General features: G+C 63.1%; 33 protein-coding genes. 32 read left to right on the top strand and 1 reads right to left on the bottom strand.

Going from position 1 to position 24,917, the window contains the following annotated elements; all coding sequences use genetic code 11:
• The first annotated feature begins 23 nt into the window (after nt 1-23).
• The 11 genes from rpoC to KM176_RS02860 all read left to right on the top strand — a co-directional run bounded on the left by rpoC (nt 24) and on the right by KM176_RS02860 (nt 12,994).
• Nucleotides 24-4,256, top strand: a complete 4,233-nt coding sequence (gene rpoC / locus KM176_RS02910; protein ID WP_160897202.1) for a DNA-directed RNA polymerase subunit beta' — start codon at nt 24-26, stop codon at nt 4,254-4,256.
• A 146-nt stretch (nt 4,257-4,402) separates the two neighbouring features.
• Nucleotides 4,403-5,305, top strand: a complete 903-nt coding sequence (locus tag KM176_RS02905; RefSeq protein ID WP_160897201.1) for a DMT family transporter — start codon at nt 4,403-4,405, stop codon at nt 5,303-5,305.
• A complete protein-coding gene (locus KM176_RS02900; protein WP_160897200.1) occupies nt 5,302-6,135 on the top strand; it encodes a glycosyltransferase in 834 nt (277 codons plus the stop codon). The genes KM176_RS02905 and KM176_RS02900 overlap by 4 nt, the downstream gene beginning before the upstream one ends.
• A 400-nt stretch (nt 6,136-6,535) precedes the next feature.
• Complete coding sequence (gene rpsL, locus KM176_RS02895) at nt 6,536-6,907, top strand: 30S ribosomal protein S12 (RefSeq protein WP_160897199.1); 372 nt, start codon at nt 6,536-6,538, stop codon at nt 6,905-6,907.
• 12 nt (nt 6,908-6,919) lie between these two features.
• Nucleotides 6,920-7,390: a 30S ribosomal protein S7 gene (gene rpsG / locus KM176_RS02890; protein WP_160897198.1), complete on the top strand. Its 471-nt coding sequence runs from the start codon at nt 6,920-6,922 to the stop codon at nt 7,388-7,390.
• Nucleotides 7,391-7,411: 21 nt separating this feature from the next.
• Nucleotides 7,412-9,535: an elongation factor G gene (gene fusA / locus KM176_RS02885; RefSeq protein ID WP_160897197.1), complete on the top strand. Its 2,124-nt coding sequence runs from the start codon at nt 7,412-7,414 to the stop codon at nt 9,533-9,535.
• 81 nt (nt 9,536-9,616) lie between these two features.
• Nucleotides 9,617-10,792 (top strand): elongation factor Tu, encoded by a 1,176-nt coding sequence (gene tuf, locus KM176_RS02880; RefSeq protein WP_160892481.1) that lies wholly within the window; start codon nt 9,617-9,619, stop codon nt 10,790-10,792.
• A 249-nt stretch (nt 10,793-11,041) separates the two neighbouring features.
• Nucleotides 11,042-11,347, top strand: coding sequence for a 30S ribosomal protein S10 (gene rpsJ / locus KM176_RS02875; RefSeq protein WP_160892479.1), 306 nt, complete (start codon nt 11,042-11,044; stop codon nt 11,345-11,347).
• A 14-nt stretch (nt 11,348-11,361) separates the two neighbouring features.
• The gene (gene rplC, locus KM176_RS02870; protein ID WP_160892477.1) at nt 11,362-12,087 is read left to right on the top strand and encodes a 50S ribosomal protein L3; all 726 of its coding nucleotides are present in this window, start codon (nt 11,362-11,364) and stop codon (nt 12,085-12,087) included.
• Complete coding sequence (rplD, locus tag KM176_RS02865) at nt 12,084-12,701, top strand: 50S ribosomal protein L4 (protein WP_160892475.1); 618 nt, start codon at nt 12,084-12,086, stop codon at nt 12,699-12,701. The genes rplC and rplD overlap by 4 nt, the downstream gene beginning before the upstream one ends.
• Complete coding sequence (locus KM176_RS02860; RefSeq protein ID WP_160892473.1) at nt 12,698-12,994, top strand: 50S ribosomal protein L23; 297 nt, start codon at nt 12,698-12,700, stop codon at nt 12,992-12,994. The genes rplD and KM176_RS02860 overlap by 4 nt, the downstream gene beginning before the upstream one ends.
• A gap of 71 nt (nt 12,995-13,065) precedes the next feature.
• Here the strand turns inward: KM176_RS02860 and KM176_RS02855 are convergent, their stop codons facing one another.
• Nucleotides 13,066-13,593, bottom strand: coding sequence for a hypothetical protein (locus KM176_RS02855; RefSeq protein WP_160892471.1), 528 nt, complete (start codon nt 13,591-13,593; stop codon nt 13,066-13,068).
• A 369-nt stretch (nt 13,594-13,962) separates the two neighbouring features.
• On the opposite strand from KM176_RS02855, the gene rplB reads away from it, so the two are divergent.
• From rplB to KM176_RS02750, 21 genes are all read left to right on the top strand, one after another.
• Complete coding sequence (gene rplB, locus KM176_RS02850) at nt 13,963-14,802, top strand: 50S ribosomal protein L2 (RefSeq protein ID WP_160892469.1); 840 nt, start codon at nt 13,963-13,965, stop codon at nt 14,800-14,802.
• Nucleotides 14,803-14,805: 3 nt separating this feature from the next.
• On the top strand, nt 14,806-15,084 hold the full coding sequence (rpsS, locus tag KM176_RS02845) for a 30S ribosomal protein S19 (protein ID WP_160892467.1): 279 nt from the start codon (nt 14,806-14,808) through the stop codon (nt 15,082-15,084).
• A 3-nt stretch (nt 15,085-15,087) separates the two neighbouring features.
• A complete protein-coding gene (gene rplV / locus KM176_RS02840; RefSeq protein WP_160892465.1) occupies nt 15,088-15,468 on the top strand; it encodes a 50S ribosomal protein L22 in 381 nt (126 codons plus the stop codon).
• Entirely contained in the window at nt 15,468-16,193 is a 726-nt protein-coding gene (rpsC, locus tag KM176_RS02835; protein WP_160892463.1) for a 30S ribosomal protein S3, read from the top strand. Before rplV ends, rpsC begins: the two co-directional genes overlap by 1 nt.
• A gap of 12 nt (nt 16,194-16,205) precedes the next feature.
• Nucleotides 16,206-16,619: a 50S ribosomal protein L16 gene (gene rplP, locus KM176_RS02830; protein ID WP_160892461.1), complete on the top strand. Its 414-nt coding sequence runs from the start codon at nt 16,206-16,208 to the stop codon at nt 16,617-16,619.
• A 239-nt stretch (nt 16,620-16,858) separates the two neighbouring features.
• Nucleotides 16,859-17,482, top strand: a complete 624-nt coding sequence (locus KM176_RS02825) for a 2OG-Fe(II) oxygenase family protein (protein ID WP_160892459.1) — start codon at nt 16,859-16,861, stop codon at nt 17,480-17,482.
• A gap of 142 nt (nt 17,483-17,624) precedes the next feature.
• The gene (locus KM176_RS02820) at nt 17,625-18,098 is read left to right on the top strand and encodes an acyl-CoA thioesterase (protein WP_160892457.1); all 474 of its coding nucleotides are present in this window, start codon (nt 17,625-17,627) and stop codon (nt 18,096-18,098) included.
• A gap of 195 nt (nt 18,099-18,293) precedes the next feature.
• Nucleotides 18,294-19,076: a prephenate dehydrogenase/arogenate dehydrogenase family protein gene (locus tag KM176_RS02815; protein WP_160892455.1), complete on the top strand. Its 783-nt coding sequence runs from the start codon at nt 18,294-18,296 to the stop codon at nt 19,074-19,076.
• 132 nt (nt 19,077-19,208) lie between these two features.
• A complete protein-coding gene (gene rpmC / locus KM176_RS02810) occupies nt 19,209-19,412 on the top strand; it encodes a 50S ribosomal protein L29 (RefSeq protein WP_160892453.1) in 204 nt (67 codons plus the stop codon).
• An 11-nt stretch (nt 19,413-19,423) separates the two neighbouring features.
• Nucleotides 19,424-19,654, top strand: a complete 231-nt coding sequence (rpsQ, locus tag KM176_RS02805; RefSeq protein ID WP_160892451.1) for a 30S ribosomal protein S17 — start codon at nt 19,424-19,426, stop codon at nt 19,652-19,654.
• 113 nt (nt 19,655-19,767) lie between these two features.
• On the top strand, nt 19,768-20,136 hold the full coding sequence (gene rplN, locus KM176_RS02800; protein WP_005621870.1) for a 50S ribosomal protein L14: 369 nt from the start codon (nt 19,768-19,770) through the stop codon (nt 20,134-20,136).
• Nucleotides 20,136-20,447 (top strand): 50S ribosomal protein L24, encoded by a 312-nt coding sequence (gene rplX, locus KM176_RS02795; RefSeq protein WP_160892449.1) that lies wholly within the window; start codon nt 20,136-20,138, stop codon nt 20,445-20,447. The genes rplN and rplX overlap by 1 nt, the downstream gene beginning before the upstream one ends.
• Entirely contained in the window at nt 20,440-21,003 is a 564-nt protein-coding gene (gene rplE / locus KM176_RS02790) for a 50S ribosomal protein L5 (RefSeq protein ID WP_160892447.1), read from the top strand. The genes rplX and rplE overlap by 8 nt, the downstream gene beginning before the upstream one ends.
• Before the next feature lie 19 nt (nt 21,004-21,022).
• Nucleotides 21,023-21,328 carry a 30S ribosomal protein S14 gene (rpsN, locus tag KM176_RS02785; protein WP_160892445.1) on the top strand — a complete coding sequence of 102 codons (306 nt, stop codon included), beginning with the start codon at nt 21,023-21,025 and terminating at the stop codon, nt 21,326-21,328.
• Between the two features lie 12 nt (nt 21,329-21,340).
• On the top strand, nt 21,341-21,733 hold the full coding sequence (gene rpsH, locus KM176_RS02780; protein ID WP_160892443.1) for a 30S ribosomal protein S8: 393 nt from the start codon (nt 21,341-21,343) through the stop codon (nt 21,731-21,733).
• An 11-nt stretch (nt 21,734-21,744) separates the two neighbouring features.
• Nucleotides 21,745-22,278: a 50S ribosomal protein L6 gene (gene rplF, locus KM176_RS02775; protein WP_160892441.1), complete on the top strand. Its 534-nt coding sequence runs from the start codon at nt 21,745-21,747 to the stop codon at nt 22,276-22,278.
• 11 nt (nt 22,279-22,289) lie between these two features.
• Nucleotides 22,290-22,649 (top strand): 50S ribosomal protein L18, encoded by a 360-nt coding sequence (rplR, locus tag KM176_RS02770; RefSeq protein ID WP_160892439.1) that lies wholly within the window; start codon nt 22,290-22,292, stop codon nt 22,647-22,649.
• A 175-nt stretch (nt 22,650-22,824) separates the two neighbouring features.
• Nucleotides 22,825-23,400: a 30S ribosomal protein S5 gene (gene rpsE, locus KM176_RS02765; protein ID WP_160892437.1), complete on the top strand. Its 576-nt coding sequence runs from the start codon at nt 22,825-22,827 to the stop codon at nt 23,398-23,400.
• A gap of 12 nt (nt 23,401-23,412) precedes the next feature.
• On the top strand, nt 23,413-23,598 hold the full coding sequence (gene rpmD / locus KM176_RS02760) for a 50S ribosomal protein L30 (RefSeq protein WP_160892435.1): 186 nt from the start codon (nt 23,413-23,415) through the stop codon (nt 23,596-23,598).
• A 179-nt stretch (nt 23,599-23,777) separates the two neighbouring features.
• A complete protein-coding gene (locus KM176_RS02755; protein ID WP_160892433.1) occupies nt 23,778-24,530 on the top strand; it encodes a gamma-glutamylcyclotransferase in 753 nt (250 codons plus the stop codon).
• Nucleotides 24,531-24,576: 46 nt separating this feature from the next.
• Nucleotides 24,577-24,855, top strand: coding sequence for a hypothetical protein (locus tag KM176_RS02750; RefSeq protein ID WP_160892431.1), 279 nt, complete (start codon nt 24,577-24,579; stop codon nt 24,853-24,855).
• The last annotated feature ends 62 nt before the right edge of the window (nt 24,856-24,917 follow it).

The following is a 24,917-nucleotide window of genomic DNA, read 5'->3' as shown; positions in this document are numbered from 1 at the left end:
ACCTGTCTATCTAGGAAAACGACATGAACCAGGAACTGACGAACAACCCGTTCAACCCGCTGACCCCGGCGAAGGCCTTCGACGAGATCAAGGTCTCGCTCGCCTCGCCCGAGCGGATCCTGTCTTGGTCCTACGGCGAGATCAAGAAGCCCGAGACGATCAACTACCGGACCTACAAGCCCGAGCGGGACGGCCTGTTCTGCGCGCGCATCTTCGGTCCGATCAAGGACTACGAGTGCCTTTGCGGCAAGTACAAGCGGATGAAGTATCGCGGCGTCGTCTGCGAGAAATGCGGCGTCGAAGTCACGCTGCAGAAGGTCCGCCGCGAGCGCATGGGCCACATCGAACTGGCGGCGCCCGTCGCCCACATCTGGTTCCTGAAATCGCTGCCCTCCCGCATCGGCCTGATGCTGGACATGACGCTGCGCGATCTGGAACGCGTCCTGTACTTTGAAAACTACGTTGTCATCGAGCCGGGTCTGACCGACCTGAAATACGGCCAGATGATGACCGAAGAAGAGTTCATGGATGCCCAGGACACCTACGGCATGGACGCCTTCACGGCGAACATCGGTGCCGAGGCCATCCGCGAGATGCTGGCGCAGATCGATCTGGAATCCGAAGCCGAGAACCTGCGCGCCGAACTGGCCGAGGCGACTGGCGAACTGAAGCCGAAGAAGATCATCAAGCGCCTGAAGGTCGTGGAATCCTTCCTGGAATCGGGCAACCGTCCGGAATGGATGATCATGACCGTGATCCCGGTCATCCCGCCGGAACTGCGTCCGCTGGTGCCGCTGGACGGTGGCCGCTTCGCGACCTCCGACCTGAACGACCTGTATCGCCGCGTGATCAACCGGAACAACCGCCTGAAGCGTCTGATCGACCTTCGCGCACCGGACATCATCGTGCGCAACGAAAAGCGGATGCTTCAGGAATCCGTGGACGCCCTGTTCGACAACGGCCGTCGCGGCCGCGTCATCACCGGCGCCAACAAGCGTCCGCTGAAGTCGCTCTCGGACATGCTGAAGGGCAAGCACGGTCGTTTCCGTCAGAACCTTCTGGGCAAGCGCGTCGACTTCTCGGGCCGTTCGGTCATCGTGACCGGGCCGGAACTCAAGCTGCACCAGTGCGGCCTGCCCAAGAAGATGGCGCTCGAACTCTTCAAGCCCTTCATCTACTCGCGCCTGGAGGCCAAGGGCCTGTCCAGCACCGTGAAGCAGGCGAAGAAGCTGGTGGAAAAAGAGCGTCCCGAGGTCTGGGACATCCTGGACGAGGTGATCCGCGAACACCCCGTGCTGCTGAACCGCGCCCCCACGCTGCACCGTCTGGGCATCCAGGCGTTCGAACCGCAGCTGGTCGAAGGCAAGGCCATCCAGCTGCACCCGCTGGTCTGCTCGGCGTTCAACGCCGACTTCGACGGTGACCAGATGGCCGTGCACGTCCCGCTGAGCCTTGAGGCACAGCTGGAAGCGCGCGTCCTGATGATGTCGACGAACAACGTTCTGTCGCCCGCCAACGGCGCGCCGATCATCGTTCCTTCGCAGGATATGGTTCTGGGTCTCTACTACACCTCGATCCAGCGCGAAGGCATGAAGGGCGAGGGCATGAGCTTTGCCTCGATCGACGAGGTCCAGTACGCGCTCGACGCCGGGATCGTGCACCTGCACGCCAAGATCACCGCGCGGATCCTGCAGATCGACGAGGAAGGCAACGAAGTCTACAAGCGCTTCGAAACCACCCCCGGCCGTGTCCGTCTGGGCTCGCTCCTGCCGATGAACGCCAAGGCGCCCTTCGAGCTGGTGAACACCCTGCTGCGGAAGAAGGACGTTCAGCGCGTCATCGACACCGTCTACCGCTACTGCGGTCAGAAAGAGTCCGTCATCTTCTGCGACCAGATCATGTCGATGGGCTTCAAGGAAGCTTTCAAGGCAGGCATCTCGTTCGGCAAGGACGACATGGTGATCCCCGATAACAAGTGGACCATCGTCGACGAGACCAAGGAGCAGGTGAAGGACTTTGAACAGCAGTACATGGACGGCCTGATCACCCAGGGCGAAAAGTACAACAAGGTCGTGGACGCCTGGTCGAAGTGCAACGACAAGGTGACCGAGGCGATGATGTCGACCATCTCGGCCGTGCCGCGCAACGCGGACGGTTCGGAAGGCGAGATCAACTCGGTCTACATGATGGCGCACTCCGGTGCCCGTGGCTCGGTCACGCAGATGAAGCAGCTGGGCGGGATGCGCGGCCTGATGGCGAAGCCGAACGGCGACATCATCGAGACGCCGATCATCTCGAACTTCAAGGAAGGTCTGACCGTTCTTGAATACTTCAACTCGACCCACGGCGCCCGTAAGGGTCTGTCGGATACCGCACTGAAGACGGCAAACTCGGGTTACCTGACCCGTCGTCTGGTGGACGTCGCCCAGGACTGCATCGTGCGCGAGCCCGATTGCGGCACCGAACGTGCGATCACCGTCGGCAACGCCGTCAACGACGGCGAAGTCGTTGCCACCATCGGCGAGCGTATCCTGGGCCGTGTCGCGGCCGATGACGTGCTGCGCCCCGGCACCGACGAGATCCTGGTCAAACGCGGCCAGCTCATCGACGAACGCATGGCGGATTCCATCCAGGACGCCAGCGTGCAGTCGATGCGCATCCGCTCGCCGCTGACCTGTGAAGCCGACGACGGCGTCTGCGCGGCCTGCTACGGTCGTGACCTGGCGCGCGGTACCCAGGTGAACATCGGCGAGGCCGTCGGCATCATCGCGGCCCAGTCGATCGGTGAACCCGGCACCCAGCTGACGATGCGGACCTTCCACATCGGCGGCGTGGCCCAGGGTGGTCAGCAGTCCTTCCTGGAAGCTTCGGTCGATGGCGTCATCGTCTTCGAGGCGACCAACGTGCTGGAAAATGCGGCAGGCGAAATTCTGGTCATGGGCCGGAACATGAAGCTGCGCATCATGGACGAGCACGGCGAGGAACGCGCCTCCCACAAGCTGGGCTACGGCACCAAGCTGTTCGTCAAGGAAGGTCAGCAGATCAAGCGTGGCGACAAGCTGTTCGAATGGGACCCCTACACCCTGCCGATCATCGCCGAGAAAGCCGGTAAGGCCCGCCTTGCCGACCTGATCACCGGGATCTCGGTCCGCGAGGACACCGACGATGCCACCGGCATGACCCAGAAGATCGTGTCCGACTGGCGCACCGCGCCCAAGGGCAACGAGCTGAAGCCCGAGATCTTCATCGTCGACGAGGATGGTGAGCCGGTCCGCAACGATGCGGGCAACCCGGTCAGCTACCCGATGTCGGTGGATGCGATCCTCTCGGTCGACCACGACCAGGATATCCAGGCCGGTGACGTCGTTGCGCGTATCCCGCGTGAAGGCGCCAAGACCAAGGACATCACCGGTGGTCTGCCGCGTGTGGCCGAACTCTTCGAAGCGCGTCGTCCGAAGGACCACGCGATCATCGCAGAGATCGACGGTTACGTGCGCTTCGGTCGCGACTACAAGAACAAGCGTCGCATCACGATCGAGCCGGCGGACGAGAGCCTGGAGCCCGTGGAATACATGGTGCCGAAGGGCAAGCACATCCCGGTGCAGGAAGGCGACTTCGTGCAGAAGGGCGACTACATCATGGACGGCAACCCCGCGCCGCATGACATCCTTGCCATCATGGGTGTCGAAGCGCTGGCGAACTACATGATCGACGAAGTCCAGGACGTGTACCGACTGCAGGGCGTGAAGATCAACGACAAGCACATCGAGGTGATCGTTCGCCAGATGCTGCAGAAGTGGGAGATCCTCGACAGCGGCCAGACCACGCTGCTGAAGGGCGAACATGTCGACAAGATCGAGTTCGACCAGGCCAACGAGAAGGCGGAATCCAAGGGTCAGCGTCCGGCAACCGGCCAGCCGATCCTGCTCGGGATCACCAAGGCCTCGCTGCAAACGCGTTCGTTCATCTCGGCCGCCTCCTTCCAGGAGACGACCCGCGTGCTCACCGAGGCTTCGGTCCAGGGCAAGCGCGACAAGCTGATCGGCCTGAAGGAAAACGTCATCGTGGGTCGCCTGATCCCCGCCGGTACGGGTGGCGCGACCGCCCGCGTCCGTCGGATCGCCGGCGATCGCGACAACGTGGTGCTGGAAGCCCGCCGCGACGAGGCCAATGCCGCCCTGGCAGCGCCCTCGGCCAGCGACTTCGGCGGGGACGCCTTCGACAACCTGGTCGAGACGCCCGAGAACCGCGACTGAGCGTTTCCCGAAAGGGACTGAGAACAGGGGGCTCCCGGCAACGGGGGCCCCTTTTGCGTTCCGGGATCCGGAAAAGGGGCTGGGCAAGCCGCGGTCCTGCGGGCATGAACGGGGCAGGGGTCCGTTTCGGACCCGCCGGAGGTTTCATGACGGACAATCTGCGCGCGGCCGGGATGATGACGGTGGCGCTGCTGCTGCTGACGATCAGCGACGCGATCATCAAGCTCATCTCGGTCAGCCTGCCGCTGAGCCAGATCATCGTCCTGCGCAATGGGCTGATCGTGCTGGCGCTGCTGGCCGTGCTGGCCCGCCGCCGCGCCGCCTGGCAGATGAGCCGGCGCGACTGGTCGCTGGTGCTGCTGCGCGCGGTGGGGGAAATCGGCGCCGCCTGGTTCTATCTTTACGCTTTGGTGCGGATGCCCTTCGCCAACGTGGTGGCGGTGCTGCAATCGACGCCGCTGGTGGTGACGCTGGGCGCTGCGCTCTTCCTCGGGGAGGCGGTGGGCTGGCGGCGCCTGCTGGCGATCCTGGCGGGGTTCCTGGGGGTGCTGATGATCGTGCGCCCGGGCACCGATGCCTTCGACGTCTCGGCGATCTACGTGCTGATCTCGGTGCTGTTCGTGGCGCTGCGCGACCTGTGCACGCGGCGGCTCTCTGCGGGGGTGTCCTCGCTTACGGTGACGACGATCTCGGCGGCGGCGGTGATGGCGGTCTTCGCGGTGACCAGCGGGGCGGACCCCTGGCAACCTGCGAGCCCCGGCCTGCTGACCCTCGTGGCGCTGACGGCGGGCCTGGTGCTGCTGTCCTACCTGGCGATCATCGAGGCGATGCGGCGCGGAGAGATCTCCTTCGTGTCGCCGTTCCGCTACACCAGCCTGATCTGGGCGCTGATCGCCGGGTTGATGCTGTTCGGCGAATGGCCGCGCCTGATGACCCTGGCCGGGGCGGCGGTGATCGTCGCCTCGGGGCTGTTCACCCTTTATCGGGAGGCCCGCGCCGGACGCCGGCGCCCGGTGGCAGCCGCGGTCGGCCCGGAGATGCGTCCGTGACCTGCCGGGCGGGGATCCAGATCCTGGGCCTCTGCCGGTTTTCCTACCCGACGCTGGGCGATGGCTTCGCCCATGCCGACCGGGATCTGCAGACCAATCGGGCGCGGCTGTACGATCCGGCCCGGCTGGCGTTGCGCTTCTGGTTCTTCGAACAGCTCTGCCTGCCCTCCCTGAGGGCCCAGGACGACCCGGACTTCACGCTGGTCCTGGTGCATGGCGACGGGCTGCCTGCCCCCTGGAGGGCCCGCCTGGAGACGCTCTGTGCCTGCGTGCCGCAGATCCGCCTCTGGTCCGCGCCAGAGGGGCAGGGGCACCGGGCACTGTGCCGGGCTGCCCTGTGCCAGGCCCGCGATCCCGGCGCCCGGGTGGTCGGGGAATTCACCCTGGACGACGACGACGGGCTGGCCTGCGATCACGTGGCCCGCAGCCGTGCCGATTTCGCCCATCTGGCACCGCTCTGGCGGGAAGCCGGGCGCGCGGCGCTGGATTACAACGCCGGGCTGATCGTCGAGGCGGGGCAGGGCATCCGCCTGCATCCGGTCCATGCGCCGCAATGGGCGGCCGGGCTGACGCTGTTCTGCCGTCCCGGCAGCAGCCGCTGCGTGCAGGATTTCAATCACCGTCGCGTCTGGAGCCGGATTCCGACATTGACCTTGCCCGCCCCTCCGATGTACCTGCGCGGCGTCCATGGTGCGAACGACAGCCGGGTCTCGGGGATGATCCCCCGCGAACCGCCCGGACACGAGACGTCCGCTGCCCTGTTGCAGCGCCGCTTCGGGCTTGACCGGCAACTGCTGGAAAAGGCTTGGAACGCCCGGGACATGCGCTGAAAAAGGCGTATCGGGGCAAGCAGGGAAGGGCGATGACGCGGACGCTGCGTTCAGCGCTTGTTGACAACCCTTCCGACTCCCCCTATACGCGCCTCCAATCAGGCGAGGGGGCCGCCCCTTGGCCTTCCAGAATGAAGTGGTCAAGATCCGGGTCCACCGCCCCGATCCTCTGGAAAACCCACCGCGTCGATCCCCGTGAGCGTGGGGTCGGATGCGGTTTTTTACGTTGCGCGCAAGTGTGACGGACCATTTGGGGACCTCGGTCCCCACACGAGATCCGCGCCGCAAGGTGCGGGGAGCAACCGGACCCGGCGGACGCGCCGAGGACCATTTGGAAGGAAAACGCATGGGGACACGGCCCCTCATGCAACACTAGTGTTAGAGACGGGAATATAACCCTATGCCTACGATCCAGCAGCTGATCCGCAAGCCGCGGCAGCCCAAAGTGAAACGCTCGAAGTCGATGCACCTGGAGCAATGCCCCCAGAAGCGTGGCGTTTGCACTCGCGTTTACACGACGACCCCGAAGAAACCGAACTCCGCAATGCGGAAAGTTGCGAAGGTTCGCCTGACCAACGGCTTCGAGGTCATCTCCTACATCCCCGGTGAATCGCACAACCTTCAGGAGCACTCTGTTGTCCTGATCCGCGGCGGCCGTGTGAAAGACCTTCCGGGTGTCCGTTACCACATCCTGCGCGGTGTGCTGGATACCCATGGCGTCAAAGATCGTAAGCAGCGCCGCTCCAAATACGGCGCGAAGCGTCCGAAGTAAGAGGATACACAGATGTCTCGCCGTCACGCTGCCGAAAAGCGCGAAGTTCTGCCCGACGCCAAGTATGGCGATCGCGTGCTGACCAAGTTCATGAACAACCTGATGATCGACGGCAAAAAGTCGGTCGCAGAAAAGATCGTCTACAACGCGCTCGACCGCATCGAAGCCAAGGTCAAGCGCGCCCCCGTGGAAATCTTCCACGAGGCGCTGGACAACATCAAGCCGTCCGTCGAAGTGCGTTCGCGCCGCGTCGGTGGTGCCACCTACCAGGTGCCGGTCGAAGTCCGTCCCGAGCGTCGTGAAGCCCTGGCAATCCGCTGGCTGATCACCGCTTCGCGCGGCCGCAACGAGAACACGATGGAAGAGCGCCTCGCAGGCGAGCTGCTCGACGCCGTGAACTCCCGTGGTTCCGCCGTCAAGAAGCGTGAAGACACCCACAAGATGGCCGACGCGAACAAAGCGTTCAGCCATTACCGCTGGTAATCTTTCAGGAAGGCAGGCCCCATGGCACGCGCATATCCGCTGACCCGGTATCGTAACTTCGGCATCATGGCCCACATCGATGCCGGCAAGACCACGACCACCGAGCGTATCCTCTACTACACCGGCAAGTCCCACAAGATCGGCGAAGTCCACGACGGCGCCGCCACCATGGACTGGATGGAGCAGGAACAGGAACGCGGCATCACGATCACTTCGGCTGCCACGACCACTTTCTGGCAGCGCCAGGAAGATCCGACGCTCGAAGGTACCGATGACACGAAGTTCCGCTTCAACATCATCGACACCCCCGGACACGTCGACTTCACCATCGAAGTCGAGCGTTCGCTCGCCGTTCTCGACGGCGCGGTCTGCCTTCTTGACGGTAACGCCGGCGTTGAGCCCCAGACGGAAACCGTCTGGCGCCAGGCCGACCGTTACAAGGTTCCGCGGATCGTGTTCGTCAACAAGATGGACAAGATCGGTGCCGACTTCTTCAACTGCGTGAAGATGATCAAGGACCGTACCGGCGCGACCCCCGTTCCCGTGGCTCTGCCCATCGGTGCCGAGGATCAGCTGGAAGGCATCATCGACCTGATCATGATGGAAGAGTGGGTCTGGAAGGGTGAAGACCTGGGCGCTGCCTGGGTGCGTCAGCCGATCCGTGAAGATCTGCAGGACCTCGCCGAAGAATGGCGCGCGACCATGATCGAGAACGCCGTCGAAATGGACGACGACGCGATGGAAGCGTACCTGGAAGGCAACGAGCCCGACGTCGACACCCTGCGGAAACTGATCCGCCAGGGCTGCCTGACGCTGACCTTCGTTCCCGTCCTGGCCGGCTCCGCGTTCAAGAACAAGGGCGTCCAGCCCCTCCTGAACGCCGTGATCGACTTCCTGCCGGGTCCGCTCGACGTTCCGCCGTACATGGGCTTCAGCCCGGACGACGAGACCGAAGAGCGCAACATCGCCCGTCACGCTTCGGACGAAGAGCCCCTCTCGGGCCTCGCGTTCAAGATCATGAACGACCCGTTCGTCGGCTCCCTGACCTTCACCCGGATCTACTCCGGCGTGATGAAGAAGGGCGACAGCATCCTCAACTCGACCAAAGGCAAGAAAGAACGCGTTGGTCGTATGATGATGATGCACTCGAACGATCGTGAAGAGATCGAAGAGGCATTCGCCGGCGACATCATCGCCCTGGCAGGTCTGAAGGAAACCACCACCGGTGACACGCTCTGCGCGCAGAACGCCCCGGTCGTGCTGGAAACCATGACCTTCCCGGATCCGGTGATCGAGATCGCGATCGAGCCGAAGACCAAGAACGACCAGGAAAAGATGTCTGCAGGCCTGCAGCGTCTGGCGGCTGAAGACCCCTCCTTCCGCGTGGAGACCGACCTCGAGTCCGGTCAGACCATCATGAAGGGCATGGGCGAACTTCACCTCGACATCCTCGTTGATCGTCTGAAGCGCGAATTCAAGGTCGAGGCGAACATCGGTGCGCCGCAGGTGGCCTACCGCGAGACCATCGGTCACGAGGTCGAGCACTCCTACACCCACAAGAAACAGTCGGGTGGTTCGGGTCAGTTCGCAGAGGTCAAGCTGGTCATCAGCCCGACCGAAGCGGGCGAAGGCTACTCGTTCGAGAGCAAGATCGTCGGTGGTGCGGTTCCGAAGGAATACATCCCGGGTGTCGAAAAAGGCATCAAGTCGGTCATGGACTCCGGTCCGCTGGCAGGCTTCCCGGTGATCGACTTCAAGGTCGCGCTGCTGGACGGTAAGTTCCACGACGTCGACTCCTCGGTCCTCGCGTTCGAAATCGCTGCTCGTATGTGCATGCGTGAAGGCCTCCGCAAGGCAGGCGCCAAGCTGCTCGAGCCGATGATGAAGGTCGAAGTGATCACCCCGGAAGAATACACCGGTTCGATCATCGGCGACCTGACGTCCCGTCGTGGCCAGGTCTCCGGCCAGGAACCGCGCGGCAACGCCGTTGCGATCCAGGCCTTCGTGCCGCTGGCGAACATGTTCGGCTACATCAACAACCTGCGCTCCATGTCCTCGGGCCGCGCGCAGTTCACGATGCAGTTCGACCACTACGATCCGGTTCCGTCGAACATCTCGGAAGAGATCCAGGCGAAATACGCATAAGCGCCAGGCGGGGGTGACCCCGCCGGCATTCCACGCTTGGCGGGCCACATGCCCGCCGACCGCCAATGCAAGGAGGCCATCATGGCAAAGGAAAAGTTTGAGCGCGGCAAACCGCACTGCAACATCGGCACGATCGGTCACGTTGACCACGGCAAGACGACGCTGACGGCGGCGATCACGAAGTACTTCGGTGACTTCAAGGCCTACGACCAGATCGACGGCGCGCCCGAAGAGAAGGCCCGTGGCATCACGATCTCGACCGCACACGTGGAATACGAGACCGAAGCCCGTCACTACGCGCACGTCGACTGCCCCGGCCACGCCGACTACGTGAAGAACATGATCACCGGTGCCGCCCAGATGGACGGCGCGATCCTGGTCGTGAACGCAGCTGACGGCCCGATGCCGCAGACCCGCGAGCACATCCTGCTGGGCCGCCAGGTGGGTATCCCCGCCATGGTCGTGTTCATGAACAAGGTCGACCAGGTCGACGACGAGGAGCTGCTGGAGCTCGTCGAGATGGAAGTGCGCGAACTGCTGTCCGCCTACGACTTCCCCGGCGACGACATCCCCGTCATCGCAGGTTCGGCTCTGGCCGCACTGGAAGGCCGTGATCCCGAGATCGGCGAGAACAAGATCCGCGAACTGATGGCCGCCGTTGACGCGTACATCCCGCAGCCGGCACGCGCTGTCGACCAGCCGTTCCTGATGCCGATCGAAGACGTGTTCTCGATCTCGGGCCGCGGCACCGTGGTCACCGGCCGCGTCGAGCGTGGTGTGGTCAACGTTGGCGACGAACTCGAAATCGTCGGCATCAAGGCCACCAAGAAAACCACCTGCACCGGCGTGGAAATGTTCCGCAAGCTGCTGGATCGCGGGGAAGCCGGCGACAACATCGGCGCCCTGCTGCGCGGCATCGACCGTGAAGGCGTGGAACGTGGCCAGGTGCTCTGCAAGCCGGGTTCGGTCAAGCCGCACACCAAGTTCGAAGCCGAAGCCTACATCCTGACCAAGGAAGAGGGTGGCCGTCACACGCCGTTCTTCGCGAACTACCGCCCGCAGTTCTACTTCCGGACCACGGACGTCACCGGCACCGTCGAACTGCCCGAGGGCACCGAGATGGTCATGCCCGGCGACAACCTGAAGTTCACCGTCGAGCTGATCGCGCCGATCGCCATGGAAGAGAAGCTGCGCTTCGCTATCCGTGAAGGCGGCCGCACCGTCGGCTCCGGCGTCGTCTCGAAAATCATCGAGTGATGCCGGGCAGGGGCCCTTTCGGGGGCTCCTGGTCGACTGACCGATACGGGTTGAAACGGCCGGGGAAACCCGGCCGTCTTTCATCCCGCAGAAAGGGAAATTAGGGGCTGGACAACTGCGTCCGTCCCGAGTATCCCGCGCCAATTCCAAGACGGCGGGTTGCCCCTAGGGTCCGCCGCTGGGTTCGACGAGGGACAGAGGTGAGCTCTGTTCGTCCTATCAACTCCTACGCCGCGAAAGGCTGACACAATGAGCCAAACCATTCGCATCCGGCTGAAGGCATTTGATTTCCGGGTTCTGGACGCCAGCACCCAGGAAATCCTCAACACGGCCAAGCGCACCGGCGCTCAGGTCCGTGGCCCGATCCCGCTGCCCAACAAGATCGAGAAGTTCACGGTTCTCCGTGGTCCTCACGTCGACAAGAAATCCCGCGATCAGTTCGAGATCCGCACGCACAAGCGTCTGCTCGACATCGTCGACCCGACCCCCCAGACCGTGGACGCGCTGATGAAGCTCGACCTGGCTGCCGGTGTCGACGTCGAGATCAAGGTGTAAGGGAGGCAACGGATATGCTGCGTTCCGGTATCATCGCTAAAAAGGTCGGCATGACCCGTCTCTTCATGGAAGACGGCAAGCAGATCCCCGTGACCGTGCTGCAACTCGACAACCTGCAGGTTGTTGCTCAGCGCACCGTCGACGCCAATGGCTACACCGCCGTCCAGCTGGGCGCCGGCACTGCCAAGGCAAAACGCACCTCGAAAGCCATGCGCGGCCACTTCGCCGCTGCAAACGTCGAGCCCAAGCGCAAGGTCGCCGAATTCCGCGTCGACCCCGAGGCACTGATCGAAGTTGGCGCGGAAATCTCCGCCGACCACTACTTCGCAGGTCAGTACGTCGACGTCGCCGGTACCTCGATCGGTAAGGGCTTCGCCGGTGGCATGAAACGCCACAACTTCGGCGGTCTGCGCGCCTCGCACGGTGTGTCGATCTCGCACCGTTCGCACGGTTCGACCGGCCAGTGCCAGGACCCGGGCAAGGTGTTCAAGGGCAAGAAAATGGCCGGCCACATGGGTGCCGTCCGTGTGACCACGCAGAACCTGCAGGTCGTCAAGACCGACGCAGAGCGCGGCCTGGTCTTCATCAAGGGTGCCGTCCCCGGTTCCAAGGGTGGCTGGGTCACCGTCAAGGATGCCGTCAAGAAGCCGTTCCCCGAGAACGCCGTTCTGCCGGCAGCTCTGAAAACCGCCGCCGCTGTCGAAGCGCCCGCGGCTGAGCAGAAGGAAGGCGACGCATGAAACTCGACGTGATCAAGCTGGACGGCTCCGCTGCCGATTCCGTCGATCTCGACGACGCGATCTTCGGCCTTGAGCCCCGTGCAGACATTCTGCACCGTGTGGTTCGCTGGCAGCGCGCCAAGCTTCAGCAGGGTACCCACAAGGTCCTGACGAAGTCCGAGGTCTCCTACTCGACCAAGAAGATCTACCGCCAGAAGGGCACCGGTGGCGCACGTCACGGCTCCCGCAAGGCTCCGATCTTCCGCAAGGGTGGTATCTACAAGGGCCCGACGCCGCGCTCGCACGAGCACGAGCTGACGAAGAAGTTCCGCGCCCTCGGCCTGAAGCACGCCCTCTCGGCGAAAGCCAAGGCCGGCGCTCTCGTGATCATCGAGAACGCGGACTCGGAAGGCAAGACCAGCGCCCTGGCCAAGCAGGTGAAAAACCTCGGCTGGAAGCGTGCACTCGTGATCGACGGCGCAGCCGTCAACGAGGGCTTTGCCCGCGCCGCAGCAAACATTGATGGCCTGGATATCCTGCCGTCGATGGGTGCAAACGTGTACGACATCCTGAAGCGTGACACCCTGGTGCTCACGAAGTCGGCTGTCGAAGCTCTGGAGGCTCGCCTGAAATGACCGCCAAGGCAGAACATTACGACGTGATCCGCAAGCCGATCATCACCGAGAAATCCACCATGGCTTCCGAAGCCAACGCCGTGGTTTTCGAAGTGTCGATCGACGCCAACAAGCCGCAGATCAAGGAAGCCGTTGAGACCCTGTTCAACGTCAAGGTGAAGGCCGTGAACACGACCATCACCAAGGGCAAGGTCAAGCGTTTCCGTGGCATGCTCGGCAAGCGCAAGGACGTCAAGAAAGCCTACGTGACGCTCGAAGAGGGCAACACGATCGACGTCTCCACCGGTCTCTGATCGGCGGGGCAGGGGAGACCCTGCTGTCGTTAGAAGCTAGAGAGCCCCTCGCCGAAAGGCGGGGGGCTTTTTCATTTTAGATTGGCAAGAGTAATGCCGGTCTCATCCGCGCGGTAGCACGAGCTGGCGCCAAGCTTCGGGAGGCGGGTCGAAGCCGGAGTTGCAAGAATGGTGACGTCTTGATCTTTTGGACACGCAGGAATGCTCAGATCCAAGAAACCCTTGTGTGCGATGCATTGCCTGTAGGCGCTTTGTCTCAATCCTGAATTGGCGTCGTATGAATATGTGTTGCCACCGATCGTGTCACCGCCGGTGGTATTGCAAAAGACCTGTGTTCCAATTCTGTTACAACTTGTCTGTATGGGGGTCGTATAGGATGGTGTGGTGCCGATTTGAATGCTTTGGGGGACGCGGCGGGCAGCCTCAATCTGGCAATCTGTCGTTGCATCCTGGCGTTGCATGAGCGTAGCGCCTGTCTTGTAGTTTCGGAAAGGCAGTGGTTTGCCAGACATGTAAAGCTGTTGCGGTGTCATTTGGCTGGCGCAGGACGTCAGAACAAGCCACGCCAGCGGGGCGAGGTATTTCGCTTTTAATTCCATTTTTTGCCGAGATCGCTTTCTGTACGAATGTCACAGCCCCAGTTATCTCCCTTTTTGATGTGGGTGCTTTGACAAAGCTCAATTTGGGTCTCCCAGCAGCCAATCGGGGTGGACTTGCCATAGATTGTCGGACCCCATCTCGACCATGAACAGATGAGGCTCTGGACAGGTCCTGCCCCCCCTGCTATACGCCCCCAATCCCACAGGCCCCGGATTCGCTCCGGGGCCTGTGGGTATTGAGCCTGGGGACCTTCGGGGCCCTATATCTCGGGTAGTCTGTCAGCGGCGGTTTTCCGGCCGCCCGGCAAATACCCCCACATAGCGGCCTCCTGCTTTGAGGTCGCGCTTGCTAAACGGAAGACAGAAAGCATGGCACTCAAGTCGTACAAACCGACGACGCCGGGCCAGCGCGGGCTGGTGCTGATCGACCGTTCGGAGCTGTACAAAGGTCGCCCCGTCAAAGCCCTCACCGAGGGTCTGACGAAGTCGGGTGGCCGGAACAACACCGGACGGATCACCTCTCGCCGCCGTGGCGGTGGCGCGAAGCGTCTCTACCGGATCGTCGATTTCAAGCGCAACAAGTTCGACGTCGAAGGCGTTGTTCTGCGGATCGAATATGACCCGAACCGCACCGCCTTCATCGCGCTGATCCAATACGTCGATGGCGAAAAAGCCTACATCCTGGCACCGCAGCGTCTGGCTGTCGGCGACAAGGTCGTGGCTGCCACCAAGGCGGACATCAAACCCGGCAACGCAATGCCCTTCTCGGGCATGCCGATCGGTACGATCGTCCACAACATCGAGCTGAAGCCCGGCAAGGGCGGCCAGATCGCACGCGCAGCTGGCACCTATGCCCAGTTCGTCGGCCGTGACGGTGGCTACGCTCAGATCCGCCTCTCCTCCGGGGAACTGCGGATGGTTCGTCAGGAATGCATGGCCACCGTCGGTGCCGTGTCCAACCCCGACAACTCCAACCAGAACTACGGTAAAGCCGGTCGTATGCGCCACAAGGGCATCCGTCCGTCGGTCCGTGGTGTCGTCATGAACCCGATCGACCACCCCCACGGTGGTGGTGAAGGCCGTACCTCCGGTGGCCGTCACCCGGTTACCCCCTGGGGTAAGCCCACCAAGGGTGCGAAAACCCGTCGTAACAAGACGACCGATAAGTACATTATCCGGTCGCGTCACGCGAAGAAAAAGGGTCGCTGATCTATGGCACGTTCTGTTTGGAAGGGCCCCTTCGTTGACGCTTACGTCCTGAAAAAGGCGGAAGCGGCACGCGAATCCGGCCGTAATGAAGTTATCAAGATCTGGTCGCGCCGCTCGACGATCCTGCCCCAGTTCGTGGGTCTGACCTTCGGCGTCTACAACGGCCAGAAGCACATCCCCGTCAACGTCACCGAAGACATGATCGGTCAGAAGTTCGGTGAATACTCGCCGACCCGTACCTACTACGGGCACGCGGCCGACAAGAAAGCGAAGCGGAAGTAAGTCATGGGTCAGGAAAAGAATCCCCGCCGCGTGGCTGACAACGAAGCAATGGCAAAACTGCGCATGCTTCGCACCAGCCCGCAGAAGCTGAACCTGGTTGCCGCGCTGATCCGTGGCAAGAAGGTCGACCGCGCTCTGAACGATCTTACCTTCTCCAAGAAGCGGATCGCCCAGGACGTCAAGAAGTGCCTGCAGTCGGCCATCGCCAACGCCGAGAACAACCATGGTCTCGACGTGGACGATCTGATCGTCGCGGAAGCCTTCGTCGGCAAGAACCTGGTGATGAAGCGTGGCCGTCCCCGGGCACGTGGTCGTTACGGCCGCATCATGAAGCCGTTTTCGGAACTCACCATCAAGGTGCGTCAGGTCGAGGAGCAAGCCTAATGGGTAACAAGGTCAATCCGATTGGCATGCGCCTCCAGGTCAACCGCACCTGGGACTCGCGCTGGTACGCCGATACGAAGGATTACGGTGATCTTCTTCTGGAAGACATCAAGATCCGCGAATTCATCAAGACCGAGTGCAAGCAGGCCGGCGTTGCCCGCGTGATCATCGAGCGTCCCCACAAGAAGTGCCGTGTGACCATCCACACCGCACGTCCGGGCGTGATCATCGGCAAGAAAGGTGCGGACATCGAGGTTCTTCGCAAGAAGATCGCCAAGATGACCGACTCCGAGCTGCACCTGAACATCGTCGAAGTGCGCAAGCCGGAACTCGACGCGACGCTGGTTGGCGAGTCCATCGCCCAGCAGCTGGAGCGCCGTGTGTCCTTCCGCCGTGCCATGAAGCGTTCGGTTCAGAACGCCATGCGCATGGGCGCCCTGGGTATCCGGGTCAACGTCTCGGGCCGCCTCGGCGGTGCAGAGATCGCCCGTACCGAGTGGTACCGTGAAGGCCGTGTGCCCCTGCACACCCTGCGCGCCGACATCGACTACGCCCATGTCGAAGCCACCACCCCCTATGGCATCATCGGGATCAAGGTGTGGATCTTCAAGGGCGAGATCATGGAGCACGATCCTCAGGCCCGTGACCGCAAGGCACAGGAACTGCAGGACGGTCCGGCTCCGCGTGGCGCAGGCGGCAACCGCCGCGGCGATCGCGACCGGTAAGGAGACAGAGAGATGCTTCAACCGAAACGCACGAAGTTCCGCAAGCAGTTCAAGGGCCGGATCAAGGGCGAGGCCAAAGGTGGCTCCGACCTGAACTTCGGCACCTTCGGCCTGAAGGCGACGCAGCCCGAGCGCGTCACCGCCCGTCAGATCGAAGCTGCACGTCGTGCCATGACGCGTCACATGAAGCGTCAGGGCCGTGTCTGGATCCGTATCTTCCCCGACGTTCCCGTCACCTCCAAGCCCACCGAAGTTCGTATGGGTAAAGGTAAGGGCTCCGTCGATTACTGGGCATGCAAGGTCAAACCCGGCCGCGTCATGTTCGAGATCGATGGCGTTGCGGAAGACGTCGCACGCGAGGCCCTGCGCCTGGCGTCGATGAAACTGCCGATCAAGACCCGCATCGTGGTCCGCGAAGACTGGTAATCCGGTCGGGCGGCCCCGCCGCCTGCCGAGATTTGCAACCCCCGCCGGGAAACCGGCGGGGGTTTTCGTTTGGCGATGGGGCAGGGGCTCTGCCCCCGCAGGCCTGCGGCCTGCTCCCCCGGGATATTTCGGGCCAGATGACGGGGAGGCGGCGGGGCCTGCGGCGTGCTGGGGGCTTTCGTCAGGGGCGCGTGCGCGGTATGGAGCGCCAGTTTCCCTTCCCGTGACCGAGGTCCGCCATGTCCGCCGATATCCGTTCGCTGTTTGCCACCCGTCTCTACCGCGCCAGGCTGGATCTTTCCGGCGCGGTGATTGATGCCGACGAGCTGGAGGCCTCCTGCTATTCCATCGCCGAGGATGACGAGGCGGGGCAGGAATGGTGCGAGGAGAACGGCTATCCGGGCTATACCTCCTATGCCTCGCTGACCGACCTGGCCTGGCGGTTCCCGATCTTCGGGGAGATCGTCAAGCTGCTGGACCAGCACGTGGCGGCCTTCGCGAAGGACCTGGAGTTCGACCTGGGCGAGCGGGAGCTGAAGCTGGAGGATCTGTGGATCAACATCCTGCCCGAGGGCGGCACCCATTCCAGCCATATCCACCCGCATTCGGTGATCTCGGGGACCACCTATGTGGCGATGCCCGACGGGGCCTCGGCGCTGAAGCTCGAGGATCCGCGCCTGCCGATGATGATGGCGGCGCCGACCCGGGTGAAGGGCGCACGCGAGGAGTTGAAGAGCTTTGTCTACGTCGCGCCCGAGGTCGGCGACGTGCTGCTGTGGGAAAGCTGGCTGCGCCACGAGGTGCCGATGAACCAGTCCGAGGACGACCGCATCAGCGTCAGCTTCAACTATTCCTGGGGCTGAGGCAGGCGCGATCGCGGGCGAAAGCTTGCAGATCGCGCAACCCCGCCATGTTGCGGGGGGCGGGGGCATTCCGGGACTGGTGTGCGGGAGCGATCCCGTGTCTTAGTGGAAGGCCAAGCAAGACCCCAAGGAGAGACCCAGGATGGATCACCGCAAGCTGGAAATGACGGTCCTGATGACGCCGGACATGGCGAATTTCAGCGGCAAGGTGCATGGTGGTGCCCTGCTGAACCTGCTCGACCGCGTCGCCTTCTCCTGCGCGTCGCGCTATTCGCAGCAATATGCCGTCACCCTGTCGGTGGACCAGGTGATGTTCAAGGAGCCGATCAATGTCGGTGAGCTGGTGACCTTCCGCGCCAGCGTGAACTATGCCGGCCGCACCTCGATGGAGATCGGCATCCGCGTCGAGGCGCAGGAGATCCGCTCGGGCAAGTCGCGGCACACCAACTCCTGCTACTTCACCATGGTTGCCGTGGACGAGAGCGGCAAGCCGGTGCATGTGCCCGAGCTGCAGGTGCTGACCGAGGAAGAGGCGCAGCGCCTGCGCGCCGCCCAGATCCGCAAGAAGCTGCGCCGCGAATTCGCCGAGGAAATGCAGCGCGCCACCGAGGGGTGATGCGGGCTTGACCTGCGGGGGCGGCGGGCGTAGTCATCAGGCCATGACGCAGACCCGCCGCCCCCTTTTCGCACAGGCCTATTATCCGCTGAGCTGATCAGCGGTCGCGTCTTCCCGTTCCCGCTGCCCCTTGCCAGCGGTCGAACGAACCCCCTCGCATTCGGACCCTGGCCAAATTCCTTCAAGGATCTGGACATGTCCGTGACCTCTTTCCCCGAAATTTCCCGCGCGGTGGCGCTGTTTGGCTTCGGTGCCTTCGGCGAGCTGGTGGCGCGTACGCTGTTGCCCGACATGCCCGTGGTGGTCTGCGATCCCGATCCCGCCGCCCAGGCCCGCGCCCGCGCCCTGGGCGCCACCGTTCTGCCGCCCGAGGCGGCGGCGCGCGCCGGCATCGTCGTGCTGGCCGTGCCGGTGCCGCTGCTGGAGCGCGTGCTGCGCGATCTGGCGCCGCATCTGCGCCCCGGTCAGCTGGTGATCGAGACCTGCTCGGTGAAAGAAGAGCCGGCGCGTCTGCTGGAGACGCTGCTGCCCGAGGGGGTCGAGGCGCTGGCCACCCATCCGATGTTCGGCCCCGCCAGTGCGGCACGCGGGCTGAGGGGCTGCCAGATGGTTCTGTGCCCGCTGCGGGGCAATCGCTGGCGACGGGTGGCGGCCTTCCTGCGGGCACGTCACGGGCTGCGCCTGCTGCGCGCCACCCCCGAGGAGCATGATCGCCAGGCGGCGCTCAGCCAGGGTCTGACCCATCTGCTGGCCCATGCCATGGCGCGGCTCGGGCCGCAGCCCGCGATCCGCACCCGCAGCTACGAGCTGATGATGGAGGCCTTCGCCATGGTGGCCGACGATGCCCCCGAGGTCTACACGGCGATCACCCGGGGCAATGCCCATGTCGCACCGCTGAGCGAGGCGCTGATCGCCGCGCTGCGGCTGGAATCCGGCGCCCGGAGGGAGCCCGCGCCGGGCCTTGAAAATATGGGGTGAAACCCGCCTTTCCCCTGTTGACCGGTGGGGATTCCCCGTGTATTGGGAGCGCTCATTGTTCTGACATAACCCACCGGATTCGCAGGTCACCCCTCTCGGGGCCTCCCGGTGCCAGGAAGGAAAGGAAGCGCTATGAGCGCCAAAGAGCTTCGCGAGAAGACTCCGGACCAGCTTCGCGATGAGCTGGTCGAGCTGAAGAAAGCCCAATTCAACCTTCGTTTCCAGCAGGCCACCGGCCAGCTCGAGAACGCTGCTGAGATCCGCAAGGCCCGCCGTCAGGCTGCCCGCGTTCTCACCGTTCTGAACGAAAAAGCTGCTGCCGCAGCTACCGAATAAGGAGCTTTCCGATGCCCAAACGTATCCTTCAAGGCGTCGTCTCCTCTGACGCCAACGCTCAGACCGTCACCGTCGTCGTGGAACGTCGTTTCACGCACCCGGTTCTGAAGAAGACCATCCGTAAGTCCAAGAAGTACCGGGCTCACGATGAGAACAACACCTTCAAGAAAGGTGATGAGGTTCGCATCCAGGAATGCGCACCCAAGTCGAAGACCAAACGCTGGGAAGTGATCGCCAGCTGATGGGGGCAGGGCGGTAACGCCCTTCCATTCAGCAGCCGGGCAACACGTCTCGGTTCAATCGAAACCGCGGCTTCAGGCTGATCATCCTGAGGCCATAGGTCGGGAGAAACCACATGATCCAGATGCAGACCAATCTGGATGTTGCTGACAACTCCGGCGCTCGCCGAGTTCAGTGCATCAAGGTCCTGGGTGGTTCCAAGCGTAAATACGCTTCGGTTGGCGACATCATTGTCGTCTCCGTCAAGGAAGCCATCCCGCGCGGTCGCGTGAAGAAAGGTGACGTCCGCAAGGCCGTCGTCGTGCGCACCGCCAAGGAAGTCCGTCGTGAAGATGGCACCGCGATCCGCTTCGATCGCAACGCCGCCGTCATCCTGAACAACAACAACGAGCCCGTCGGTACGCGTATCTTCGGCCCGGTTGTTCGCGAGCTGCGTGCCAAGAACTTCATGAAAATCATTTCGCTGGCGCCGGAGGTGCTCTGATGGCTGCGAAACTGAAAAAAGGTGACAAGGTCATCGTTCTCGCTGGCAAGGACAAGGGCAAGACGGGTGAGATCACCCTGGTTGACCCGAAAGCCGGCAAGGCCGTCGTCGAAGGCCTGAACATGGCACTGCGCCACACCCGCCAGACCCAGACCTCTCAGGGTGGCCGCCTGGCCAAGGCAATGCCGATCGCTCTGTCGAACCTCGCGTTCGTCGATGCAAACGGCAAGGCAACCCGCGTCGGCTTCAAGTTCGAAGACGGCAAGAAGGTCCGCTTCGCCAAGACCACGGGGGACGTGATCGATGCTTGATACCACGAACTACACCCCGCGTCTGAAGGCCCAGTATGCCGAGACGATCCGCGCCGCTCTGAAAGAAGAGTTCGCGTATAAGAACGACATGCAGATCCCGCGCCTGGACAAGATCGTCCTGAACATCGGCTGCGGTGCAGAAGCGGTTCGCGACTCCAAGAAGGCGAAGTCGGCCCAGGAAGACCTGAGCACGATCGCCGGCCAGAAAGCTGTCGTCACCAAGGCAAAGAAGTCCATCGCTGGCTTCCGCGTCCGTGAAGACATGCCGCTGGGCGCCAAGGTCACCCTTCGCGGCGACCGCATGTACGAATTCCTTGATCGTCTGATCACGATCGCAATGCCCCGTATCCGCGACTTCCGCGGCGTCCCGGGCAAGTCGTTCGACGGCCGTGGCAACTACGCCATGGGCATCAAGGAACACATCGTTTTCCCCGAGATCAACTTCGACAAGGTCGATGAAGTCTGGGGCCTCGATATCGTCATCGCCACCACCGCGAAAACCGACGCAGAAGCCAAGGCGCTGTTGAAAGCTTTCAACATGCCCTTCAACAGCTGATCGCGCGAGGGAGATTCTTATGGCTAAAAAATCCATGATCGAGCGCGAGAAGAAGCGTGCGAAGCTGGTTGCCCAGCACGCCGCGAAACGCGCTGCGCTGAAAGAGGTCATCTACGACCAGGACAAGCCGATGGAAGAGCGTTTCCGCGCGTCCATGAAGCTTGCCGAACTGCCGCGGAACTCGTCCGCGACCCGTCTGCACAACCGTTGCCAGCTGACCGGCCGTCCCCACGCTTACTACCGTAAGCTGAAGGTCTCGCGGATCATGCTGCGTCAACTCGGCTCCAATGGTCAGATCCCTGGCCTGGTCAAGTCGAGCTGGTAAGGAGATACGAGTATGAACGATCCCATCGGCGATATGCTCACCCGTATCCGCAACGCCTCCCTGCGTGGCAAGTCGACCGTGTCGACCCCCGCTTCGAAGCTGCGCGCATGGGTCCTGGATGTTCTGGCTGACGAAGGCTACATCCGCGGCTACGAAAAAGGCACCGATGCCAACGGTCACCCGACCCTGGAAATCGGCCTGAAATACTACGAAGGCGCCCCCGTCATTCGCGAGCTGAAGCGTGTTTCCACGCCCGGCCGTCGTGTGTACATGGGCCGCGATGACATCCCGCAAGTCCGTCAGGGCCTGGGTGTGTCGATTGTCTCCACGTCGAAAGGCGTGATGTCGGATGCAGCAGCTCGTAGCCAGAATGTTGGCGGCGAAGTTCTCTGCACCGTCTTCTAAGGAGGTCTGGAATGTCTCGTATTGGTAAGAAACCGGTCGAGCTGCCCGCCGGCGTCACCGCGACGCTGTCCGGCCAGACCATCGAAATGAAGGGTCCGAAAGGCACCCTGACTTTCACCGCGACGGATGACGTGACCATCGAAATCGGCGAGTCGTCGGTTTCGGTCACGCCGCGCGGCTCGTCCAAGCGCGCTCGTCAGCAGTGGGGCATGTCCCGCTCGATGGTCGCGAACATCGTCCAGGGTGTGTCCACCGGCTTCAAGAAAGAGCTGGAGATCACCGGTGTGGGTTACCGTGCTGCGGCTCAGGGCCAGTCCCTGAAGCTGAACCTCGGTTACTCCCACGATGTCGACTTCCCGATTCCGGCTGGCATCACCGTGACCACGCCGAAACCGACCGAAGTCATCATCGAGGGCATCGATCCGCAACTCGTCGGTCAGGTCGCGGCCAACATCCGCGAATGGCGCCGTCCCGAGCCCTACAAGGGCAAAGGGATCAAGTACAAAGGCGAGTTCATCTTCCGCAAGGAAGGTAAGAAGAAGTAAGGAACGCAAAAATGGCTACCAGCAAACGTACCCTGTTTCTGAAGCGCCGCATGCGCGTTCGGAACAAGCTGCGGTCGGTCAACGCCGGTCGTATGCGCCTCTCGGTTCACCGTTCGAACAAGAACATCAGCGTCCAGCTGATCGACGACGTCAACGGCGTGACCGTGGCTTCTGCCTCCTCGCTCGAGAAGGATCTGGGCTTTGTCGGCAAGAACAACGTCGACGCGGCCACCAAGGTCGGTGCGGCGATTGCCGAACGCGCCAAGAAGGCCGGTGTGGAAGCAGCCTACTTCGACCGTGGCGGCTTCCTGTTCCACGGCTCGATCAAGGCCCTGGCAGACGCAGCCCGCGAAGGCGGTCTGAAGATCTGAGGATCGGGGCGGGGGCCTTTGGTTCCCGCCCTCCCTCGTCTCCGCGCCCGGCGCGGAGCTTGTGGGCCCGCAAGAGCCCCGATGATCCGGGAGCGTCCCGCCAGAGCAATGCTCGACTGGGCCTCACCTGGATTGGATGAAAGGGCGTTCGCGCCCATGAGAAAAGGAAGCCAGTATGGCAAGAGATGACAACCGGGGCGGCCGTCGCGAGCGCGACGAAGCACCGGAATTCGCAGATCGCCTGGTCGCGATCAACCGCGTTTCCAAGACCGTCAAGGGTGGTAAGCGCTTCGGCTTCGCAGCCCTCGTGGTCGTTGGCGACCAAAAGGGCCGCGTCGGCTTCGGCAAAGGTAAAGCCAAGGAGGTCCCCGAGGCCATCCGTAAGGCAACCGAGCAAGCCAAGCGTCAGATGATCCGCGTTCCGCTGCGCGAAGGCCGCACGCTGCACCACGATGTCGAGGGCCGTCACGGCGCCGGCAAGGTGGTCATGCGCACCGCCCCGACCGGTACCGGGATCATCGCAGGTGGCCCGATGCGTGCCGTCTTCGAGATGCTGGGCGTTCAGGACGTGGTCGCCAAGTCGATCGGTTCGCAGAACCCCTACAACATGATCCGCGCCACGCTGGACGGTCTGACCAAGGAATCTTCCCCGCGTCAGGTGGCTCAGCGCCGCGGCAAGAAAGTGGCTGACATTCTGCCCAAGCGTGACGAGGCTCCGGCCGAGTCGAGCCAAGTGGCAGAAGAGGCGTAAGGAGGCTTAAACATGGCAACCATCGTCGTGAAACAGATCGGCTCGCCGATCCGCCGCCCCGCCAAGCAGCGTGAAACGCTGATCGGCCTCGGCCTGAACAAGATGCACCGTGAGCGCGAGCTCGAGGATACCCCGTCCGTCCGCGGCATGGTCAACTCGATCCCGCACCTGGTCAAGATCATCGAAGAGAAGGCGTAAGCCGCTCTTTCCGATCTTCGGGTTACGGCAAAACCCCCGGTCTTCGACCGGGGGTTTTTCTTTTGGACCTGCCGTCGTGGCGTGGTGTGCGCTGAGGCACGCTTCCTGCGCCATCAGGCCACTTTCGTTACTGAGCGCAGGGGCGTAAATTTCGCAGGTCCAGACCAGGAGTGCCTCCCATGCCCCTCGATCCCGAAGTCTTCCGCCACCACCCGGGCCTTGCCGCGCAGATCCGTGATCCGGAGGACTGTGTCTTCCGCCACATGGAACCTGCCGACCATGATCCCCGGATGCGGGAGCTGGGCTTTGCCGAGGACTGGCGCTTTGACGACGCGACGCGCAACCGGATGCTGGACGAGACGCTGAAGGGCCGCTGTGACCGCGATCTGTGGGTCTTCGGCTACGGCTCTCTCATGTGGAACCCGGGCTTCTACTTTTCCGAGGTCCGCCGCGCGCGGGTCGAGGGGTTGCACCGCAGCTTCTGCCTGGTGGACCGGATGGGCGCACGGGGTGATGCCTCGGCGCCGGGGCTGATGGCGGCGCTGGATCTGGGTGGCAGCGTGGAGGGGCTGGCCTTCCGCATCCCGGCCTGCAACGTGCGCTGCGAGGCCGACTACGTCTGGAAGCGCGAGATGATCGCGCCGGGCTACATTCCGGTCTTCGTGCCGGCAGAGACCGCGCAGGGCCCGGTTGAGGTGCTGTCCTTCCGCGCCGACCATGCCGTCGAGATGATGGATCCGACCCTCGATCATGCCACCAAGGTCCGCTACATTGCCACCGGGCGGGGCTTTCTGGGCACCAGCCGCGAATACCTTGAAAACGTGGTCGCGCATTGCCGCTGCATGAAGATCGAGGATCCCGAGCTGGAACAGCTGATGCATGATGTCACGGCCTTTCCGGCACTGCCCGGAAACTGCCCCACGCAAACTTGACCGGCGCAGCCGCAGCTGGCGCCGGGTCCCTGTTCCCGAGGTGCCGATGATCCGTTCCCCGCTTTTCCTGCTGCCGATGGGCGCCTGCCTGTGGCTGGCCGGCTGCGCGCCGCCGCCCGCCGCACCTTCTTCCGACGTGCCGTCGCCGGCGGCTTCGGACGCTTCTGGGCGTGCCGTGCATGGCTCCGTGACCATGGGCGTGGCCTCGGGCCCGGGGGGCACCCGACCGCTGGCCGGCACCTCGGTCTGCACGCGCAGCGGCTCGGTCAGCCTGGGGCTCAGCCTGTCGTCCGGCTACGGGCGGCGCGACGACCCGTCCTGCTGAGCGGTTCCGCCGGTCCGGGCGGGGCAGGGGGCCGAAGGCAAGCCTTGCATCGCGGGGGGCGT

Source organism: Pseudooceanicola endophyticus (assembly GCF_018760365.1).
In the GTDB taxonomy this organism is placed as follows: Bacteria; Pseudomonadota; Alphaproteobacteria; order Rhodobacterales; family Rhodobacteraceae; genus Pseudooceanicola; species Pseudooceanicola endophyticus.
Note: the sequence above shows the minus strand (reverse complement) of the source record. Positions and strands in the feature narration are given on the sequence as shown.

Excerpts from the sequence above, each read along its gene's own strand:
- rpsN (WP_160892445.1), top strand. The coding sequence starts at position 21,023 with ATGGCTAAAAAATCCATGATCGAGCGCGAGAAGAAGCGTGCGAAGCTG.
- KM176_RS02905 (WP_160897201.1), top strand. The coding sequence starts at position 4,403 with ATGACGGACAATCTGCGCGCGGCCGGGATGATGACGGTGGCGCTGCTG.
- rpmC (WP_160892453.1), top strand. The coding sequence starts at position 19,209 with ATGAGCGCCAAAGAGCTTCGCGAGAAGACTCCGGACCAGCTTCGCGAT.
- KM176_RS02755 (WP_160892433.1), top strand. The coding sequence starts at position 23,778 with ATGCCCCTCGATCCCGAAGTCTTCCGCCACCACCCGGGCCTTGCCGCG.
- rplD (WP_160892475.1), top strand. The coding sequence starts at position 12,084 with ATGAAACTCGACGTGATCAAGCTGGACGGCTCCGCTGCCGATTCCGTC.
- rplF (WP_160892441.1), top strand. The coding sequence starts at position 21,745 with ATGTCTCGTATTGGTAAGAAACCGGTCGAGCTGCCCGCCGGCGTCACC.
- tuf (WP_160892481.1), top strand. The coding sequence starts at position 9,617 with ATGGCAAAGGAAAAGTTTGAGCGCGGCAAACCGCACTGCAACATCGGC.
- rplP (WP_160892461.1), top strand. The coding sequence starts at position 16,206 with ATGCTTCAACCGAAACGCACGAAGTTCCGCAAGCAGTTCAAGGGCCGG.
- rpsS (WP_160892467.1), top strand. The coding sequence starts at position 14,806 with ATGGCACGTTCTGTTTGGAAGGGCCCCTTCGTTGACGCTTACGTCCTG.
- rpsH (WP_160892443.1), top strand. The coding sequence starts at position 21,341 with ATGAACGATCCCATCGGCGATATGCTCACCCGTATCCGCAACGCCTCC.
- fusA (WP_160897197.1), top strand. The coding sequence starts at position 7,412 with ATGGCACGCGCATATCCGCTGACCCGGTATCGTAACTTCGGCATCATG.
- rplB (WP_160892469.1), top strand. The coding sequence starts at position 13,963 with ATGGCACTCAAGTCGTACAAACCGACGACGCCGGGCCAGCGCGGGCTG.
- rplV (WP_160892465.1), top strand. The coding sequence starts at position 15,088 with ATGGGTCAGGAAAAGAATCCCCGCCGCGTGGCTGACAACGAAGCAATG.
- rpsJ (WP_160892479.1), top strand. The coding sequence starts at position 11,042 with ATGAGCCAAACCATTCGCATCCGGCTGAAGGCATTTGATTTCCGGGTT.
- rplE (WP_160892447.1), top strand. The coding sequence starts at position 20,440 with ATGCTTGATACCACGAACTACACCCCGCGTCTGAAGGCCCAGTATGCC.
- KM176_RS02855 (WP_160892471.1), bottom strand. The coding sequence starts at position 13,593 with ATGGAATTAAAAGCGAAATACCTCGCCCCGCTGGCGTGGCTTGTTCTG.
- rplN (WP_005621870.1), top strand. The coding sequence starts at position 19,768 with ATGATCCAGATGCAGACCAATCTGGATGTTGCTGACAACTCCGGCGCT.
- KM176_RS02820 (WP_160892457.1), top strand. The coding sequence starts at position 17,625 with ATGGATCACCGCAAGCTGGAAATGACGGTCCTGATGACGCCGGACATG.
- KM176_RS02750 (WP_160892431.1), top strand. The coding sequence starts at position 24,577 with ATGATCCGTTCCCCGCTTTTCCTGCTGCCGATGGGCGCCTGCCTGTGG.
- rpsC (WP_160892463.1), top strand. The coding sequence starts at position 15,468 with ATGGGTAACAAGGTCAATCCGATTGGCATGCGCCTCCAGGTCAACCGC.
- KM176_RS02825 (WP_160892459.1), top strand. The coding sequence starts at position 16,859 with ATGTCCGCCGATATCCGTTCGCTGTTTGCCACCCGTCTCTACCGCGCC.
- KM176_RS02815 (WP_160892455.1), top strand. The coding sequence starts at position 18,294 with ATGTCCGTGACCTCTTTCCCCGAAATTTCCCGCGCGGTGGCGCTGTTT.
- rplX (WP_160892449.1), top strand. The coding sequence starts at position 20,136 with ATGGCTGCGAAACTGAAAAAAGGTGACAAGGTCATCGTTCTCGCTGGC.
- rpsQ (WP_160892451.1), top strand. The coding sequence starts at position 19,424 with ATGCCCAAACGTATCCTTCAAGGCGTCGTCTCCTCTGACGCCAACGCT.
- rpsG (WP_160897198.1), top strand. The coding sequence starts at position 6,920 with ATGTCTCGCCGTCACGCTGCCGAAAAGCGCGAAGTTCTGCCCGACGCC.
- rpmD (WP_160892435.1), top strand. The coding sequence starts at position 23,413 with ATGGCAACCATCGTCGTGAAACAGATCGGCTCGCCGATCCGCCGCCCC.
- rpsE (WP_160892437.1), top strand. The coding sequence starts at position 22,825 with ATGGCAAGAGATGACAACCGGGGCGGCCGTCGCGAGCGCGACGAAGCA.
- rpoC (WP_160897202.1), top strand. The coding sequence starts at position 24 with ATGAACCAGGAACTGACGAACAACCCGTTCAACCCGCTGACCCCGGCG.
- KM176_RS02860 (WP_160892473.1), top strand. The coding sequence starts at position 12,698 with ATGACCGCCAAGGCAGAACATTACGACGTGATCCGCAAGCCGATCATC.
- rplC (WP_160892477.1), top strand. The coding sequence starts at position 11,362 with ATGCTGCGTTCCGGTATCATCGCTAAAAAGGTCGGCATGACCCGTCTC.
- rplR (WP_160892439.1), top strand. The coding sequence starts at position 22,290 with ATGGCTACCAGCAAACGTACCCTGTTTCTGAAGCGCCGCATGCGCGTT.
- rpsL (WP_160897199.1), top strand. The coding sequence starts at position 6,536 with ATGCCTACGATCCAGCAGCTGATCCGCAAGCCGCGGCAGCCCAAAGTG.